This is a genomic window from Actinoallomurus sp. CA-150999 (assembly GCF_050942425.1).
GTDB lineage: Bacteria > Actinomycetota > Actinomycetes > Streptosporangiales > Streptosporangiaceae > Actinoallomurus.
On the sequence record NZ_CP192063.1, the window covers coordinates 6,190,358 to 6,208,075 of the forward strand.

Annotated in this window: 12 protein-coding genes; 4 read left to right on the forward strand and 8 right to left on the reverse strand. The window is 67.2% G+C overall.

Annotated features, from left to right (window positions below):
• Window positions 1–565: 565 nt before the first annotated feature.
• Complete coding sequence (locus tag ACQP2O_RS28700; protein WP_433170348.1) at window positions 566–2,149, forward strand: serine/threonine-protein kinase; 1,584 nt, start codon at window positions 566–568, stop codon at window positions 2,147–2,149.
• Window positions 2,150–2,549: 400 nt separating this feature from the next.
• Window positions 2,550–3,863 (forward strand): sialidase family protein, encoded by a 1,314-nt coding sequence (locus ACQP2O_RS28705; RefSeq protein WP_433170350.1) that lies wholly within the window; start codon window positions 2,550–2,552, stop codon window positions 3,861–3,863.
• A 209-nt stretch (window positions 3,864–4,072) separates the two neighbouring features.
• On the opposite strand, the gene ACQP2O_RS28710 is transcribed toward ACQP2O_RS28705, so the two are convergent.
• The 5 genes from ACQP2O_RS28710 to ACQP2O_RS28730 form a co-directional block, all read right to left on the reverse strand.
• The gene (locus ACQP2O_RS28710) at window positions 4,073–4,891 is read right to left on the reverse strand and encodes a response regulator (RefSeq protein WP_433170352.1); all 819 of its coding nucleotides are present in this window, start codon (window positions 4,889–4,891) and stop codon (window positions 4,073–4,075) included.
• A gap of 72 nt (window positions 4,892–4,963) precedes the next feature.
• A complete protein-coding gene (locus tag ACQP2O_RS28715) occupies window positions 4,964–6,679 on the reverse strand; it encodes a hypothetical protein (protein WP_433170354.1) in 1,716 nt (571 codons plus the stop codon).
• 118 nt (window positions 6,680–6,797) lie between these two features.
• Window positions 6,798–7,238 (reverse strand): hypothetical protein, encoded by a 441-nt coding sequence (locus ACQP2O_RS28720; protein ID WP_433170356.1) that lies wholly within the window; start codon window positions 7,236–7,238, stop codon window positions 6,798–6,800.
• A gap of 44 nt (window positions 7,239–7,282) precedes the next feature.
• The gene (locus ACQP2O_RS28725) at window positions 7,283–8,137 is read right to left on the reverse strand and encodes an ATP-grasp domain-containing protein (protein ID WP_433170358.1); all 855 of its coding nucleotides are present in this window, start codon (window positions 8,135–8,137) and stop codon (window positions 7,283–7,285) included.
• A gap of 775 nt (window positions 8,138–8,912) precedes the next feature.
• Window positions 8,913–9,563, reverse strand: a complete 651-nt coding sequence (locus ACQP2O_RS28730) for a hypothetical protein (RefSeq protein ID WP_433170360.1) — start codon at window positions 9,561–9,563, stop codon at window positions 8,913–8,915.
• A gap of 507 nt (window positions 9,564–10,070) precedes the next feature.
• Here ACQP2O_RS28730 and ACQP2O_RS28735 point away from each other — a divergent pair.
• Window positions 10,071–11,732 (forward strand): NB-ARC domain-containing protein, encoded by a 1,662-nt coding sequence (locus ACQP2O_RS28735; RefSeq protein WP_433170362.1) that lies wholly within the window; start codon window positions 10,071–10,073, stop codon window positions 11,730–11,732.
• A gap of 557 nt (window positions 11,733–12,289) precedes the next feature.
• Here the strand turns inward: ACQP2O_RS28735 and ACQP2O_RS28740 are convergent.
• Together ACQP2O_RS28740 and ACQP2O_RS28745 are read right to left on the reverse strand one after the other, a co-directional pair.
• On the reverse strand, window positions 12,290–12,925 hold the full coding sequence (locus ACQP2O_RS28740; RefSeq protein WP_433191184.1) for a DUF7003 family protein: 636 nt from the start codon (window positions 12,923–12,925) through the stop codon (window positions 12,290–12,292).
• A gap of 545 nt (window positions 12,926–13,470) precedes the next feature.
• On the reverse strand, window positions 13,471–15,939 hold the full coding sequence (locus ACQP2O_RS28745) for an ATP-binding protein (protein WP_433170364.1): 2,469 nt from the start codon (window positions 15,937–15,939) through the stop codon (window positions 13,471–13,473).
• Window positions 15,940–16,913: 974 nt separating this feature from the next.
• Here ACQP2O_RS28745 and ACQP2O_RS28750 point away from each other — a divergent pair.
• Complete coding sequence (locus ACQP2O_RS28750; RefSeq protein ID WP_433170366.1) at window positions 16,914–17,234, forward strand: histone-like nucleoid-structuring protein Lsr2; 321 nt, start codon at window positions 16,914–16,916, stop codon at window positions 17,232–17,234.
• Window positions 17,235–17,424: 190 nt separating this feature from the next.
• On the opposite strand, the gene ACQP2O_RS28755 is transcribed toward ACQP2O_RS28750, so the two are convergent.
• The gene (locus ACQP2O_RS28755) at window positions 17,425–17,619 is read right to left on the reverse strand and encodes a CsbD family protein (RefSeq protein WP_433170369.1); all 195 of its coding nucleotides are present in this window, start codon (window positions 17,617–17,619) and stop codon (window positions 17,425–17,427) included.
• Between the last annotated feature and the right edge of the window lie 99 nt (window positions 17,620–17,718).

Consider the following 17,718-nt stretch of genomic DNA (forward strand, 5'->3'; position numbering starts at 1 on the left):
CTTGTCGCCACGAGTGGGATGCCACCGGAAGAACCGACGCAAGCCGGCGCTACGCCGACCGTGCGCCCACAGGTTTCACGTAGTGACGACTCGGCCGTACCTGGTCAGCCCCCAGCAGGCCAGCGATGTAACCGTTACGCGTTACGCCCCCAAGCGCCCGGCAGCCTCCGCACTTGCCCGGAACCACCCACACTTCGCACCCGCCCCTGACCTGCGCTTGTATGTTTTGGGCTGCTTGGCCTGGGGTTTTCTTCGGACATGCTGGCCCTTCCTTGCCTGTGTTCGTGACCTTGACCGTGATGACGCAGAACTGGCCTTGCGCGTGCCAGCCGATATAGCCGGACGGATCGATGATCCTCTGCATCCCGCAGCGCACCTTCTCCGCCGTGACATCCACACCGTTCGCGTGCACGACCTCGCCCAATAGGCCGCTCGACACCGCCGGAGCCGACGACGCGACCCACGCGCGGACGCGCGTTCCGCGGCCGCAGATCGCGCACCCCGGAGGACGAGAATGGAAGGCCGCGCCAAATCGGCCGTCGTCTACAGGAATCGAGGATGCGTTGTGACCGCCCGCAACCGTGAGTCTCCCTTCACGCCGCTGCGTCCAGGAGATCCGGAGACGATCGGCGGGTACCGGATCGCGGCCAGGCTGGGTGCGGGCGGGATGGGGCAGGTCTACCTGTCCCACACCCCCGGGGGGCGGGCAATCGCGCTGAAGGTAATCCGGACCGAGTACGCCGACGATCCGCACTTTCGTCACCGGTTCGCCCGGGAGGTCGAATCCGCGCTGCGGGTGCAGGGTCCCCATCTGGCGACGGTGATCGACTACCGTCTCGACGGTCCCACTCCTTGGCTGGCCACGGCCTATGTTCCCGGGCCATCGCTGGCCCAGCTCATCGACCGTCATGGCCGGCTGCCGGCCGACGCCATCCCACCGCTGGCGGCAGGCGTCGCCGAAGCGCTGCAGGCGATTCACCGCGCGGGAATCGTGCACCGTGACCTGAAGCCGTCCAACGTCCTTGTCACCCTCGACGGCCCATACGTGATCGACTTCGGCATCGCACGTGCGCTGGAAGCCACGCCGCTCACCCGCACCGGCGGGCACGTCGGCACGCCCGCCTTCATGGCACCCGAGCAGGTGACGGGTGCTCCGGCGACACCCGCCACCGACGTGTTCGCGCTCGGCCTGCTGACGGTTTTCGCCGCCACGGGCCACGCACCGTTCGGTGACGGTCCAGGAGTGTTGCAGCAGATCCTCAACGCCGACCCCGACCTCGGTGATTGTCCTGACCCGCTCCGCGACCTGGCGGCACGGTGCCTGGCCAAAGACCCGGCGGACCGCCCCGGGCTCGACGAGGTCCACGCCACCTACCGTGACCTGTGCCAGCAGGCATCGCCGCTGTTCGCCGATGGCTGGCTACCCGGGCCGATCGCCTCCGACCTGCGCGGCGCGGCGCCGCCCCCGCCGCGGCCAGCTCCTCAGCCGCCTACCGCTCCGGCAACGCCGCCCGCTTTCGGTCACGTACCGACGATCACGCCGACCCATGCTCCTACGGTTCCCACGCAGCGGCGTCCGCAGTGGCGCGGGCCGGTCATCGCCGTTTCCACCCTGGCAGCCGTCCTGGTGGCGGCCGCGGTGACATCGGCTGTCCTGCTGCACCGGAACCACACCGGGGCGGGCACGTCGGGAAACGGCTCCGCGGCGGCCCGTACGCCGGGTTCGACCGCGCCCGCCGCGAGCGCGGGACGGCAGCTGCTGCGGCAGCGCGGGATCGATCTTCCGCTGTGGAAGGGGATCAACTTCTCCGACCGGCCCCTGCGGCCAGTCGACATGACCGGCGCGGACCTGGCGTATCAGCCCGTCGTCGGCCTGCTGCCGAGTGTCTACTACGACGCCGCGCTGCTGTCGCCCGCGCAGCCCCGGACGTACGAAACGTGCCGGGGCGACACCCGCTACATCGCCAACGCCGGCTTGGCCGGCATCTCGCCGTCGGGGCTGCCCGCCGGCAGTGCCTTCTGCCTGACCCACCACGACAACGGGCTCATCGTCTTGGTGCGGGTGGCGCGCAGGAGCGCCTCGGACAGCCCGTCCACCTACATGACGCTGGACATCACCATCTGGCAGGGACCGACCGGAGGGAACTGAACCATCCGGCCGGGCGACCATGTTCTGTCACCGGACCCTACGCCACTTTTGTTTGGAGGCGGCCACCGTGTACCACTTCTGGTGGCGTCACAGATACAGAGAAGACTGGGCGACCACGCTGACTCGACCGAACGTGCGCGAGTGCTGCATGGATCTTGGCGTTACACGAACTACAGGCTTCTGGTGTCCCGGCTCACCACGGACGGTGTGCGCCAGTTTACTGCGAAGCTGTCTGGCGCCCTCCTTCCTGCGACTTGGGCCGCCCGAGCCAAGGTCACCAAAGCCCTGCACGGCGAATGACGGACCCGGCCCGGGGACGCGCTGCCTCCACCGATGCTCTCGTCCGGAGATACCACGACGCCTGAATCCGACATTGGCCAGAACGCCTGGAGGTACTGCCATGGCTTCTCACAACACCCCACTGTCACGTAGGACCTTGCTCGGCGGTGCCGCCGCCTGCGGCGCGCTCGCCGCCGCTGGGCCGGCCTGGCGTTGGTCCGGCAACGCCGACGCCGCCATATCCTCCGCCGCGTCCTTCATCGTCCCTCCGCCGAACGTACGGGTCAGCAACGATGCGTTCGACGTCCATGTCGAACCTCACCTGGCGGCCAACCCACGTGATCCGCGTAATCTCCTGGGCGCCGCCATCGTGCAACGAGGAAACGCCCGGGGCCTGGCCACCTACGCCTCCTTCGACGCCGGCGCGACGTGGCGCGGCAACGGCTTGCTTCCCGGCCTCACCCCCGCCTACGACGCCGACGTGACCGTGGCCTACGACCAGCACGGTCGTGGCTTCGTCTGCGGCATCCGCAGCGCCACCAAGGACCTGGCCGACTCGAGCATCCTGTTGTGGCGTACCGATGACGGCGGCCGTACCTTCGGCGAGCCGCTCCCCATACGGACCGGGACCGTCGACCACACATGGCTGGTCGCCAGCCGATCACCCAAGGCCCCGCACCACCTGTACGTCGCCTGGGCCGATGGCCCGGGACTGGCCAACGGGCTGGCGTTCAGCCGCTCCACCGACGGGGGCCGAAGTTTCCAGCCACCGCGATTCCTCGACCCGACCGGCCGAGTGCCGATGACCGCGACCGGACCCGACGGCACCGTCCACATCATCTACCAGGTATCCCAGGCCGACGGCAGCTGGACCGTACAGGTGATGACCTCCTGTGACCACGGCACCGATTTCCGCGCCCCCGTCACCGTCGGCCGTGTGACCCCGCCCGACCAGCCTCCCCCCGGATTGGCGGTCAACACCAAATCGACCCCCACCATCGCGGTCGCACCCGACGGCACCGTCTATGCCGCCTTCCCCGACTACGACCCCGCTACAGCCCACTTCACGGTGCGCCTTTGCACATCAGCCGACCAGGGACGACGCTGGAGCGCCACCGAACTGACCAGCAGCTCCGAGGTGGTCTACCTGCAACCCATGGTCGCGGTGGACGATCACGGCCGGCTCGCGGTGTCGGTCATCGCCGTACGACGCACCGAAGTCGAAGTCCAGATGTACACCGCCCAGCCGCGCGGTACCGGCTTTCGTCGACACACCCTGACCAGCCGCCCGTTCGACGCAGCCCTTGCCCCCGATGGTTACCTCGGCGACCACCAAGGCCTTACCGCCGCCGGCGACCGGTTCCACCCACTGTGGAACGACACTCGAACCGGCCGGATGGAATTGTTCACCGCCACACTGCGAACCACACGATGACCGACTGATCGAGGCGCTCGAGCATCGGCGCCGCGCGGTGGGACGCTGCTCTTGGGAGTCGGGCCCGCCTGATCATGTGTCTGCTCCCTCTCCATTCTGGGTCCAGGGCTTTGAACCCGATGTCGTTGAAGCCATGGATCACGCCGTGGCCATACTCTGGTGAGCAATCCAGCAGGTAAGAGGCGACTCTTCTCCGGTGTCCCGTGGGATCATTCGCCGCGGGACTTGGGCTCCTTCACCTTCATGGCCCAGGAGATGAAGCGGGAGATCTGCGGCAGCGAGGGCTGGTCCTGCCTACGGTCCGGGAGACGGCCGTCACCGGTGACCGGCGTCAGCCGCGCGATTTGGTTGAACTCCGCCCGCAACCGCAGCCAGCGGCGGCTCCGTGGATCGGCGCGTTCGGCGAGCCGATCCTCGATGGCGTTCTGGACAGCGTACTCGACGGCCTGGTTGACGCGCGTGTGGTCGGTGACGCCATGCCGGAACTGCGTCTCAGGGTCGCGCGGACCGGGAATTTGCCAGCGAGCGGCCTGGGGCCGGAGGACGGCGCCCCGCAGCGCTTCGGGGTCGGCCATGTCGGCGCGATGGTAGAAGAAGTCGGCGCGCGCCTCGCGCATCCGGCGGCGCACGGCGTCGTCGAAGAAGTGCCCGGTCACCGCGATGATGATGAGCCGATCAGACCCGTGCCGCCGGATGTGATCGACGACCGCCACGCCGGGAAACTGGTCGTGCTCACGGCGATGATCGGCCGCGTCGACAAGCACGACGTCGGCCTCGTGCCACGGGTCGGTGACGGTCATGGCCTCATCGTGGTCGAAGCCGGCGATCACGCGGATCTGCTCGGATTCGGATAGCACCGCCGCCATGCCCAGGCGGTTCACCGCATCATCGTCAACAACGATCACACCCGTGCGCGCGCCACCTGTCTGCGCCATCTCCGCCTCCCGCACTGGGAACCGACCGTTCTCAATGATGCTGGAAACCGCCGCAAATGACCATCGAGTATGGCGTTCTCGAGCATCGCTCACGTTTGCCGACGGGATATTCGACGCATGCTCGAGCCGGATGGATCCGGCACGGCCTGCTACAGGGGCGCTCGCTCAGTCGGTGCCGAGGGCGGACAGCAGGGTGCCGACCTCGTCGAGGCGACGCTCGATCTCCACCCTGATCTCCGCGGGAATCGACGCCCGAGCCGCCCGGTAGCGGTCCCGTACCTGCTGGACGGCCTCGGAGGTCAGCCCTATGACGAGCCGCCGCCCCCGGCGGAAGCCCTCCGCCACGGCACCGTTGTGGACGCGTTCCATCTCCGCTCGCAGCTCGGCGGAGTCGGCCTCCATGAGCCGCCGCAGGCCCAGCACCATGGCGGTCGGGCTGATCAGCCATGGGAGGCCTATCAGCATGTCGATGATGGAGAAGCCCCTCGGCAGCGCCAACATGCCGGCTCCCACGGCCAGCACCGCGCCGACCAGCACGAGCACCCGCCGCCGACGCGACAGGTCACCGGCGTGCGCGAAGAACAGCGGGCCGAACCATTGTGGGAAGAACGTGAACGGCAACCGGTCGCTGTCCGGGCGCATGAACGCCGTCGACAGCACCGCGTCGGTCGCGCCGAGTACGAGGCCGATGATCACCAGCCTCGCCGCGGTGGCGGCCGGGTCCGTGCCGGGCCGCGTCAGGCCTAGCCAGCACACCACGCCGAGAACGACGGCCAAGGGAACCGTCACCCACAGGGGCGTGGCCTCCCACTGCGGCAGCGAGTGGATGAGCGTAAGGACGGCGCCCGCGCCCAACGCGAACGGTGCGATCTGCAGCGGGCGCGGCCGTGGCCCGCGGTCGGCCGGTATCACCAAGCGCGTCGTGCCCACCACGACGGTCTGCTCGGCGCCGACCGGCCCCTGTGCCGGAACCTCGACCGGCACCGTCCCGCGCGGGGCGAGCTCCTCCAGCAACCATTGCAGGCGCTCCGCCTGGGCCGACGACAGCAGCAGCGTCCCTGCCCCCGGCGGTACCCGGAGCTCCACGTCGGCGGACAGGTCAGGGCTCCGGCTGTTGTACAGGCGCTGCCATCGGATGAGCACGACGCCCAGATACGTGGCCTGGCGCGAGCACGCCTCGGCGAGCTCGGCCTTCCAGTCGGAGAAGGGGAACGGCCGGGGCCTCGGCTCGTAGGTCGAGATCAGTGGACCCGTGCGGACGAGCAGGTCGACCACCGAGTCGGCGCCCATCGCGACACTGTTCTGGCCCGACAGCTCCGCCTGGCCGACCGCTGCCTCGATGGCGTCACGCACCGACCTGGCCTCGCCGCGCCAGCGTGCCCGGAGGACGTACGACGCCAGTACGCCCACCGCCCCCCAGGTGGCCGGCCACAGGTAGACCAGCGGTGCCAGCGGATACCCGGCGAGGTGCAGCGCCACGAGTGTCACCGTGCCGACCAGCGCGGGCACCAGGAGGAACAACCGGCGGTACCAGAGCCCGACCTCGAAGGCGAGTGGCGTGGCGACGGCCGCCGCGATGTCCGCGGCGCCGTGCAGGGCGATCGCCCACAACGCCACGTCGGCGGTGTCCAAGAGGAGGCGGACCGCCAGCCGCCCCGGGCGGGATCTGCTGGAGAACGATCCGATGCGCAGGTCGAGCACGACACAGCCCGCAGCGGCGAGTACCAGCACCGTCGGATAACCGGAGTGGATCACTGTCAGCGCCTCGATCAGCCGTGTGGCCAGACGGACGCTGCGGAACACCTGCCGGGGGAAGTGCGAGAAGGATCTGGGCATCAGGCGGTCCAGATCGAGGTCCGTGGGGAGCCCCCAGTCGGTCATCGACGTTTCCTGTTGACGAGCCGGCCCTCACGGGCGGGACACAATATGATCGTCACTCCTTGTCGCAGCCGCGGTCGTCAGACCCGGATCGTACGTCGTACCTATCGGAGAGGTCTGGCTACGTCGACATCGCGCGCGTCCTGGAGGAGCGGAAGGCACTCCAAGCGGCGGTAGTGTTCCCGATGACTTCCGGCGCGCTGGTGCGATTGCGTACGGCGATAGCGATAAGCCGGCCGCCGTCACGCCAGGCAGGTCTCCTCGCAGGCGTTTCCGCCGTGATCTGCTCGGCTTTCGGCCAGGCGTCGAGCCAGACGCGGTGGCCGCCGAAGATCCATCTCACGTCCCAGTCGTATTGGGCCAGGACGGCGGCGTAAATGTCGAACGCCGCGGGGTGCGTCGGTCGCCGATCTGCGTCCGGTGAGGCCGCGGTCGACGCCGATACGGCGGCGGCATCTTCTGCTTGCCGCAGGTATCTGGCGTACTCGGCGGGGTATCGGTCGATCAGATGCTGTTCGACGGGGAGATGGACCGCAGCCTGACGGCCGCTAACGTGTCCCATCCAGGGGAGCCTCGCGTTTCCGGGTCTACCCTGCCGTTGGGCGCCTATGTAATTGCCGTGCGCCCTGCGGAACGATGGCGTGACGTTCCCGGTTGCTGAGTCGACGGCATCGCGTCGTCGTTGTGTATCTCCGCTGCCCTTCGCACGAAGGGCCGATCGGTGTCCCGTATTTCGGGCGCGGGTCCAGCAGCCCGCAGGACGACGTCCAGGACATGCTCGGCGTCCGCGGCGTAAGCGTTGCTGAACCATGCCTCATTGGCCTCGACGACCGCGAACCGGCCGCTGTCAGAGAGGATTCCGACATCGACCACGACACCGCTCGGCAGACCGCTCACCAGATGGTTCACCAGCTCGACGCCGAAGCCGAGCGCGGGATGCCCCGGCGGCAGCGGCGCGCTGTCGAGAACCCCGAAAACCGCGTAGCGGCTCGCGGCGTGCACCTCGCCGTCCAGGATATGGAGGCGGTACTCCTCAGCGAATGCGACCGGTTCGGCAGACAACACAGGGAGTTCGGCGGGAAGGTCCGATGGCAGACCGGTGCCGTCCGGACGCACTCCAGCCGGAAATAGCTTCCCAGCGGCCGGCTTGACGAAGCGAGGGACGCGGTGCCCCCGAGCCTGGCCCAGAGTGATCAGCTCGACATGCCTACCGGTGAAGTACGCGGGCAGAGCCGCAAGCAGATCGAGAGGCGGATCCAACAACGCCATGTCCAGCGCGGACGCCACCGCCTCGGCGAAACGTTCGCCGCCGTATAGATGGGCGTGCCCCTTCAGGTCGGCAGGGATCGGATGTCCGGGCAGTGTGCGCACGTCCATTCCCCGCCATACGGCCGCCTCTGCCAGAAGCCGGCCCGTCGTGGTCATGCGCGGTGGCAGCAGGAACGATCGACGTGTGCTCATCCGGGAATTCTCCCAGCGCGAAGAGCACCCGGCGCAACAAGGTTTTTCCAGCAGCCCGCGTAGAAGATCGAACGATTCTCGACACCACGGCCCGCGAGGTGGCCTTTTCGGCCGGTTCGCAGAGGACTTCGGATCTTCCCGCCGTCCGTCCTGCAGAGATCCCCCCGAGTGGGTGCCGTTGAGCGTGAGTCGCGTGGTCCAGCGGTGAGGTCCTCGAAACGTCGTTAACGAAGCTTGTGGGTGCCGAATATCGTGTCACAGGGCTTGATCTGGGGTTTCGCCGTGCTCAGCGGCTCAGCTCCGGCAGGATGGCTCTGCGGCTGCTGTACTTGATCGTCCTCCACGAATACGCCCAGGTCGCATGAGGTGACACAGTGTTCGGCACCCTGGGTGGACGCTGGACCAGCTGCGCCACTCCGCGCTGCAACGCCTGGCCGCCGCCGGGCGCACCGCCCCCGAACTGCAGGCCAAATCCCGCCACGCCCACCTGGCCAGCCTCGGGGTGTACGTACGGCTTGGTGAGGAGACCTCCGCTCGCATCACCGCAAGATCGAATACTTGAAGAGGATCATGTACGGCCGAGCGAACCTCGACCTGCTCCGCGCCACGATCCTGCACAACTGACAGTCACCACCTGGCGCCCCCACCCCATGAAGTGAGACAGGGCCGCTTCCAGATGGCCGTCAGCACACGGGGCCGCGATCAGATAGGTGACCACCAGCAGCGTCAGCATGAAGGTGCCATGTACGAGGGTTGTTGTCATCGCGTCCCCTGCTCAGAGCCGAGCCTCCAGCGCCGCCGCGAATTCCAATGCCTTCCCCGCGCGGTAACCGGTCCGGGTCATGAGAATGTCCGGGAGGGTTCGCAGGGTGAGGACGGCCTGTCCGTCGGGAAGAGGCTGGATGACCAGGTGACGGTTGATCTTCCCGACCATCTTGCCGGTGCTGGCTCGCGTGACCGGCAAGCGAGAGGCCGCCTTGAGCAGGTCCGGGTCGGAGTTGAGGAGTGCCGCCGTCGTGGCGTCTCCCTCAAATACAGACTGATCACCCAGCCGGACGGGCCCGGCCACTGGCTTGCGGAGCGGTACCGCGAGGGCGACGCTGGTTGCGAACACCCCTCCGGGCACGCTCATGCTCTGGGACACGCTCACGGCGAACAGCTGCATCTCGAGAGGACGGGGTGCAGTGACGTTGATGTAGCCGAACCGGACGGCACCGAACGGCAGAGTGCCACCGGACAGCACGCTCACGCGACCGAACCGCGAGGGGACGATTTCGGTTCTGGGCAGCAGGCTTCCCCGGGGTGCGCCTCCCGTCGCCATGTCCAGAAGTTGCATGGCCGGGACACTGGCCACTCCCAGATCCTGGGCGAGCCGTTCTTCGGCCTGCCGTAGGTTCTTTTCGAGTTTCTGTTCCCGCCGCCCCATGGACGTGACCTCCTTTGTAGCTCGCCGGATTTGTGATCGGACGGAGCCCGACCTGGTCGAGGTCGATATGGTTTGCGTCTGAGTTCGTGATACAGATCTGGCCGGGAATTAGACAACATCGGACGGGCTAGTGCCGTGCAACGCGTTGGTCTGCAGCGCCTCCAGCGCTATGGGACCGGCCTGCAGGCCGTCGCGCAGTGCAGAAGTCACCGCTGCGACCACAACAGGCCTGATAGGCGGCTGCGGCGGTAGCGAGCAATTTCTTTGAACCCATGGTCAGCCCTTTTAATAGTTGCTGGTCACACATGGCCGCTGCAGGAGCAGGTGGGACAGAGGGTCAAGGACACCCGGTCGCGTGACCGGTCTCGGCCGCCTAGTCCAGTTGTATGACCCGCCCTGGCAGGACCAGGCTGCCGCGTATTCCGGGCGAGGTCCCGTTTCCCGTACGAACCCGTACAACCCGCTCCTAGACTCTGCTTGTCGGGAGCACAGCTGCACGGGGGCGTTGTGGGCGAGCAGCGGGGAGCACCGGATCCGGGTAAGGCCGAGGATCTGGCGGAGTTCATCGCCTTGCTGGGTGAGCTACGCGTGCGGGCGGGGATGCCGTCCTATCGGACGCTGGCCAAGAGAGTCGGGTCGCTGATGCGGCCAGCCCGCGAGACCTCGCTGACCACGGTCGTGGACGCGTTCAAGGCCGACCGGCGTCGCCTGGACCTGGACCTGGTGGTCGCGATCGTCCGAGCGCTGGGAGTGGACGAGGCCGGTGTGGCCCGCTGGCGCGAGGCGTGCGTCAAAGTCCACGCGCTGGCGAAGACCGGCGGTCCGGTCGGTGTGTTCGGTCAACTTCCCGCGGAGCTCGCGACCTTCACCGGCCGTGTTCACGAGCTGACACGGCTCATCGAAACGGCTACACACCGGCACGGCAGCGAGAGTGCCCGAACGGTCGTGATCTCCGCGATCGAGGGGATGGCCGGGGTGGGCAAGACCCAGCTCGCCGTCCGCACCGCCCACGAGCTGGTCCGCGCCGGCCACTTCACCAACGTCCAACTGCACGTGAACCTGCGCGGCTTCGACCCCGATGTCCCGCCCGCCGACCCCGCCGCGGTACTGGAGGCGTTCCTGCGCCAGCTCGGTGTGCCCGCGCAGCATATCCCCGTGAGCAGGGAGGAGCGGGCGGCGATGTACCGCGACCGGCTACGCGAGCGCGATGCGCTGATCCTGCTCGACAACGCCGCCGACGAGGACCAGGTCCACGACCTCATCCCCGCCGGCCCGACCTGCCTGGTCCTGATCACCAGCCGCCGTAGCCTCGCCGGCCTTGACGGCGTCACCCCGCACCTGATCGGCACCTTCACCGACACCGAATCACTCGACCTGCTGACGCGGATCGCCGGACGGCACCGCGTCACCGCCGAACCCGAGGCGGCCACCCGGATCGTGGAGTACTGCGACCGCCTCCCGCTGGCCTTGGCACTGACTGCCGCGCGGCTCCGCTCCCGACCCGCGCGAAGCCTTGCCGAGCACGCCGACCGGATGCAGGCCGGGCGGCTGGAGGCGATCCGCGCCGGCGGCCGCGCGATACGCCCCGTCTTCGACCTCTCCTACCGAGACCTCGCCGAGCCGGTCCAGCGCGTCTTCCGCCTCCTCGGCCACCACCCCGGCCCCGACTTCACCCCCGCCCTCGTCGCCGCACTCGCCGACATCCCCGCCCACCAGGCCGAGGCCGCCCTCGAGCAGCTCCACGACGAAAACCTGATCCGCCAGAACACCCCCGGCCGCTACGAACTCCACGACCTGCTGCGGGCTTATGCCACCGAACTCGCCGACGCCGACCCGGAGCCGGACCCCACCGCGCCTGTGGACCGGCTGGCGACCTGGGCCGTGACCACCGGCCACGCCGTGGCACACGCCATCGGCACCCCGCCCCTGTCCGGTGTCCCGCCCGGAGGAGCCGCAAGGCCCATGCGTTTTGCCAGCTACGACAAGGGCCTGACGTGGTTCGATAACGAACGGCAGAACCTCGCCGCCATCCAGGACTCTGCTGCCCGAGCCGGACTCCACCACCGCGTGTGGCAACTCGCCTCGGTCCAGAAGGAATTCGGTATCGTCCGCCATCAGTTCGAGGACTTCCTCGGTAGGTGTCAAGTCAAGCGAGACAGAGGCCAGTGATCGTTAGGCGGCGTGTTCTTCCTGGTCAAGGTCGGCCTGGCCGACGGTGTCTTCGTCGGGTCGGTTGATCCAGGCGTGTGCGGTGCCAAAACTCGAAGCATGCCCTTCACCTGGGCTTCTTCATGACTCTTAGGCTGCTCGCCGAGCAACGGAACACTCATTGGCGATAGCGAGCCGCTGGGCGGGGAGATAGCGCCATCCACCGTTCCGATGCGCCTTGTGACGCCAATTGCATCGAATGCGAATACGCGACTCCGTGGTTAGTTGACGCACTGCGGCGGGCAGATCCTGGCGTCGGCCTGGGCGAAAGGCACCGGAGTAGACCGGGGTGATGTTAGCGGGGCGGCCGTGATGGGTATGGCGGGTTGGCCGAGTGCGGACGTCTGAGGTGCACGTTTGATCCGGAGTTCCGTGCCGGGGCACAGTGTGGATCGTCAAGGAGACCGGCAAGCCGGTCGCGCAGGTCGCGCGTGATCTGGGGGATCAGTCCCTACACGCTGCACGACTGGGAACCCAGGACCGGAAGCGCGGCTGCGTCAGCAGCGGTCCGGTAGACGCTACAAAGTTCCAGCGTCCGGCCAGTGCGACCAGTGGGTATTCGCCGGGAGCGTCGGCCGGTACCGGGTCGGGGCGCTGGAGTCCAACACGTCGGCGATCATCTGGAAGGTCTCGTGCCCGCTGGGCACGATGTCTCCGAGGTCCTCGGGTTGGTTCCACTCATCAAGCCGCAGCAGCTCCGGCAGGTCGGCGGTGATGCCGGCCCGCAGCTCCGTCTCGTCGGCCAGCAGGAGCCCCTTGTGCGCAGGCACCAGCAGACGGAACACGTCCTGTAGAGGGGTGCCGGCGTCGGCGTCGACTGTTAGCGCGGTACCGCGTACGACGACCGGAACTCCTCCCGCATAGACCTCGGCGCCGTCGAGCTGGATCTCCTCCATGTTGTCCACCCGATCCAGGAAGCTGCTGAGCCCGGGCTCGCCGCGCGTCAGGCAGTTGCCAAAGCAGTACACGACGTCGGAAAGGTTGCCGGCGCGCGGGCTGTAACCCAGCAGCTCGGCGACCATGGCCCAACGCGTGTTGTCGCCGAACAAGTGGATCCGCGCATCGACCGGGTAGTCGTAGCCGTTATCCAGATCAGGAAACTCTGCATTGTCCGCGCAGAGATCGAACTGCCCGAGAATCGATGCGATTGTCATCACGGCTCAAGGCTATTGGCCGCCCCCGATCATGGGGCGAACAGGACGCGGGATTCGAGATCGCCCTGCATGGCCGGGGCAGCGGGCGGCCGGGTCAGGTTGAGGATCCAGTTGCCGAACCTGCGGATGACGTGGGTTCACCCAGCTTGGCCGCCACGGCCTTCATCGCCACCACTCACTGGGATAGTCCGGGCGGACCTCGGCGATCGTACAGACCGCGCACGCGCCAGTCACCGTCCGCGCCGATATGCAGGGCGCGGCTGCCTCGGCGCGCGTGGGCTCGCGTGCGGGCTCGCCGAGGTCTTCCAGCAGCATCCCGAAGGTGTCGTCTCCGGTCTGCGGATCGTACGCGGTTGCGGCGGCCAGCAGCTCCGGAACGCCTGGATCATGGACAACGGCCGGCGTTATGGCGACGTCCAGAGCCCCCGGATCTATTTGCCGTACTAGACGCCCGAACTCCTAACCGCATCGGCCACGTCCTCCCAGGGGTATCTCTTCATGGGATACCCCCAACCTGGCTGTGGTCAGGGCGGGTTGGAGAAGGGTCACGCACCCTTTAGCTGATCCGGGCTGGTTGTCGGCATGGCCGCAATGCCTGCCTCCAGGTCCCTGCGGATCGGACTGTCGGGGTGCATGCGAAACTTGTCGGCAATGGCGAGCGCGTTCCGGTAGTGGTCGCGTGCGCGCTCGATGTCGCCGACCTGCCGATAGGTGTCGCCGAGGGCTGTCAGAGCAGCGGCTTCATAGTAAGGACCGTTTTCCTTGGCGATCTCGAGACCCTGCTGGATCGTCACCAGGCCGCGCTCGGGGTTTCCGGATCCGGCGTAAGCACGACCGATCAGGACCAGGACCTCAGCTTCATTATTGCGCTTCTTGAGTTCTCGGGACAACTCAAGTGCTTCGGTGAGAACCGTCAGCGCAGAAGCGAAATCACCGAGGTGAACGTAAGCCTGGCCCATGTGGCCGAGCGCAGTGGCACGACAACTGCTGTGGCCGTTCTCATGGGTGACCGCGATCGCCTCTCCCAGCACGTCGATCGCCTCGGCCGGTCGGCCTAGTTGAACGAGGATTCCGCCCGTGTTCGTGAGAACGACCCCTTCTCGCCAACCGTCGCCGCGCTGCCGGGTGATGGCAAGCGCCTGGCGGGACGCCGTCAACGCTGCGGCGAGATCGCCGCGATCGTGATGGAGCACTGCCAGGTTCGACAGCGCTATCGACACACCGCGTTGGTCGCCGATCTCGCTGTAGATCGCCGCAGCCCTTTCGAGAACGTCGAGCGCTTCGGTGTAGTTGCCCAGGTTGTTGTGGGAGATGCCGAGTTGGTTGAGGATCTGCGCCTGCCGTTGCGCTTCGTCGGCAGGTACCTTCGCCAGCGCTGCCGTGTTCAGCTGATGCGCATCGCTGAGTCGACTCGTGTTCTTCAGGTACTCCCACAACAAGATAGACATCGGCACTGGATCGGCCACGCCGGCGACGGCGAGGCCGATGATATTGCGGTGCTCGGCATCAAGCCAGGATTGGGCGTCGATGGCGCTGATGAACGCCGGCGGTGGTTCTAGCGACTGAGGGATTTCGATTCTTCGATGCTTCTCGTGTGGATACAGCGTATCCAGCGCCGCCGCCGTAGCCGCCAGGTAGTACATGCCGAGCCGGTACTCCGCGGTCCGGCGCTCGCCACCGTCGATCGTTTCGGCGAACTCCGCAGCGAACAGGCGCAGAAGGTCATGCAGTTCGTACCGCCCCGCCCCCCTATGCTCCAGCAGATACTCATCGACGAGGCGCTCCAGTATGGATTCGGCCTCGGCCGGCGCCAGATCGGCAGCCGCAGCCACGGCCGCAGCGGTGAAAGTCGAGCCGGGGAACAGCGCCGCCCAGCAGAACACCCGCTGAGCGGCCTTCGGGAGCGCGCGAATGGACACGCCGAACAGGGACCGGACGCTTTGCCTACCGACGCTGGTCGACTCCACCGCGTCGAGGCCGGCCGACTCCAGCCGGCCGACGAGGTCGGCGAGCCGCCAGGTGGAACGCCGTCGCAGTTGGCCGCCCGCGAGTGCCACGGCCAGCGGCAGATAGCCGCACAACCTGACAACTGTCGCGGCAGCCTGCGGCTCGGCCGTCACCCGGGCCTCCCCGACGATCTGGGCAAGCAGGTCCAACGCCTCGTCCTCGCGAAACAATCCGAGCTGGCACACAACGGCGTCAGCCAGCCCGGTCAGGCTCCGCCGGCTGGTGATCAATACCAGGCACGACGGGCTCGCCGGTATCAGGTCCCTGACCTGATCCTCACCGGCGGCATTGTCCAGCACGATCAGCGCGTCCGTGCCGTGCAAGAGGTTCCGGAACATCGCCGAGCGATCGTCGAGGCTGTCCGGTATCGCCTGAGCTGGAACACCGAGTTGCCGCAGGAAGGCGTCCAGCACCACGGCCGGATCCGCCGGCGAGTGATCCGGGTCAAAACCGCGCAAGTTAACGAACAACTGCACATCGGTGAACCGGCCCGCGCGGATCAACTCATGTGCGGCACGGACCGCGAGCCGGGTCTTCCCGATGCCGGCCATGCCCTCGATCGCCGAAACCACCACCGTTTGCGCCGACCCCGGCCTTTCACCGATCGCTGCGAAAAGGTCTCGAAGTTCCTGTCCACGGCCGGTGAAGGTGGGGAGGTCGGCGGGGAGTTGCCGGAATACTTCCCTCGGGCCGCCGGTCGGCGCGTCTCGCTGCACGCGCAAGTACGCCTGGCGCCAGCCCTCGATGTCCGGTTCGTCCAATCCCAGTGCCCGGACGATCGCCACGACCAGGTCCAGGTCAAGGCGGCGACGGCCGGCCTTGAACACGTCCACGACCGTGGAGTGTGACACGACGCTCGGTGGCCGCATGAGTGGCCCGACCTGCTTGGCCAGCGTCCGGTAGGACGGCATCCCCGCCCACACGCGCAATTCCCCGAGCAGACCGATGAACTCGGCCAGATCAGTGGCCGTGCGCGGATCCGGAACTGTGCCCTGCCGCTCGTCCACGACGCCTCCCCGCTCGTGAAGCCGTGCTCCCGACAGGCAGATTCTAGGAGCGGGGGGGCTCGTACGGGTTCGTACGGGAAACGTGACTCCTTTCAGGTGGCCCGGACGCCCTGGTCCTGCTGCTTCATGCAAGACCGGTCCAAGCGGCAGCCCACGGGGGGCGGTCGGAAGCCTCCGACCAGCCGCGCGAGTTCGGACATATCGCGGGAGATCTGTTGAAACTCGCTCAACCTGAGCGATCTCTTGCCGCCGCCGCTGACATGGCGGTAGCCGCAGGACCGCCAGGAAGGAACATCGGAGTAAAGACCGCCTCTATCGTGCAACTCTCGCTGCCGCAATATCCAGAGCGGTGCCGACTACTCCTAGGACATGGAGCACATGATGCGTTTCAGCAAGCCGCCGACATCGCAGGGGAAGCCGCGACGATAGGGACAGCGACCGCGATCGCCGCGCCCGCCAGCAGTGCCTGGCCGCTGACGCCCCATGTAGCGCAAACGCCGTGCAGGGCGTCCTGCAGCCCAGCGCGACCGCGGTGCAGTTCGTACAGCCGGCCGCGACTGCCATCGAATACGACCTGTAGGGCCGGGCTACAGAAACCGACCACACCTAGGTCGCAAGACGCACGCGCAGCCGGGGCACTGACAAAACTCCGCTTCAAACCCACCATCGGCACAAACTAAAGAAGAAGCACACACAACAACTGTCGGCAACTAGCGGCCGGGCAAGGACCCTCCGCCACGTTGCTGCGCACGTCGATTCGACTGACGCACCGTAAGAGGCCGACGAGGATCGTTGACCGAGTGAATATCGATGCGGGTGTGCATTACTGGCTGCGTTGACGAAGGCGGTGACGCTGGCTTCGCTGCCGCCTTGCAGGCCGGATGGATGCTGCTGTCGATTCCAACTTAGCACGCCAGGCGATAAATAATGCTACATTAGTCCGCATCGATTGCTCAGAAACCCTAGGGGGGAACATGGCACAGCAGGTCATCAAACGACTTATCGACGATCTGGACGGCACTGAGGCTGAGAAGACCGTTCCGTTCTCGATCGACGGCGTGGCCTACGAGATCGACCTCAGCGCCGATAACGCGAAGAAGCTGCTCGCCGGCCTGTCGCCGTTCATTGAGCATGCGCGCCGAGCCGGTGGCCCGAAGCGCCGCCAGGCCCGTGCCACCTCGAGCCGCGAGCGCAGTGCGGACATTCGTGCGTGGGCCAAAGCGCGGGGCATCAAGGTCAACGAGCGCGGCCGTATCCCGGCGACTGTCGTCGAGGAATACGAACGCGCCAACTGACGGATCACCGAGCCGCTGCAATCTTGAGCGGCCAGTCGTATGGTCGGGGCGAACCGGATGGCGGTTCAGGGCTGAGGCTGATGGTGCGGTCGACGGCGGACGATCGTCGTCGACCGCAGTAGGAGGATGGAACCGCCGTCATCAACGACCGGCTCCCATGACCACTTCTGAAACAGGCCCTTGTTGTCTCTCACCGTTCGAAGGTGCGGCGGACTTCCTTGGCGGCGTCCTTGGCCCGCTCGCCGACCTGCTTGGCGCCGCCCACCATGCGATCCTTGCGCCCCTCGTCCTCGAGGTACGGGTCGCCGGCGGACCGACCCGCCGCCTCCTTGCCGCGGCCCTTCGCCTTCTGCACCTTATTCCGAAGCTTGTCTAGGAAGCCCATCACAAGCCCCTCCTTCCTGGCCGCCCCGGTTTGTCGCCACAAGTGGAATGCCGCCGGAGGATCCGACGGAAGTCCGGCGCGACGCCGGACCGTGCGCGC

What these genes read in the sequence shown, in the direction of transcription:
- ACQP2O_RS28740 (WP_433191184.1), bottom strand. Translation starts at nt 12,925, where the DNA reads ATGACAATCGCATCGATTCTCGGGCAGTTCGATCTCTGCGCGGACAAT.
- ACQP2O_RS28720 (WP_433170356.1), bottom strand. Translation starts at nt 7,238, where the DNA reads ATGGGACACGTTAGCGGCCGTCAGGCTGCGGTCCATCTCCCCGTCGAA.
- ACQP2O_RS28725 (WP_433170358.1), bottom strand. Translation starts at nt 8,137, where the DNA reads ATGAGCACACGTCGATCGTTCCTGCTGCCACCGCGCATGACCACGACG.
- ACQP2O_RS28730 (WP_433170360.1), bottom strand. Translation starts at nt 9,563, where the DNA reads ATGGGGCGGCGGGAACAGAAACTCGAAAAGAACCTACGGCAGGCCGAA.
- ACQP2O_RS28750 (WP_433170366.1), top strand. Translation starts at nt 16,914, where the DNA reads ATGGCACAGCAGGTCATCAAACGACTTATCGACGATCTGGACGGCACT.
- ACQP2O_RS28715 (WP_433170354.1), bottom strand. Translation starts at nt 6,679, where the DNA reads ATGACCGACTGGGGGCTCCCCACGGACCTCGATCTGGACCGCCTGATG.
- ACQP2O_RS28705 (WP_433170350.1), top strand. Translation starts at nt 2,550, where the DNA reads ATGGCTTCTCACAACACCCCACTGTCACGTAGGACCTTGCTCGGCGGT.
- ACQP2O_RS28755 (WP_433170369.1), bottom strand. Translation starts at nt 17,619, where the DNA reads ATGGGCTTCCTAGACAAGCTTCGGAATAAGGTGCAGAAGGCGAAGGGC.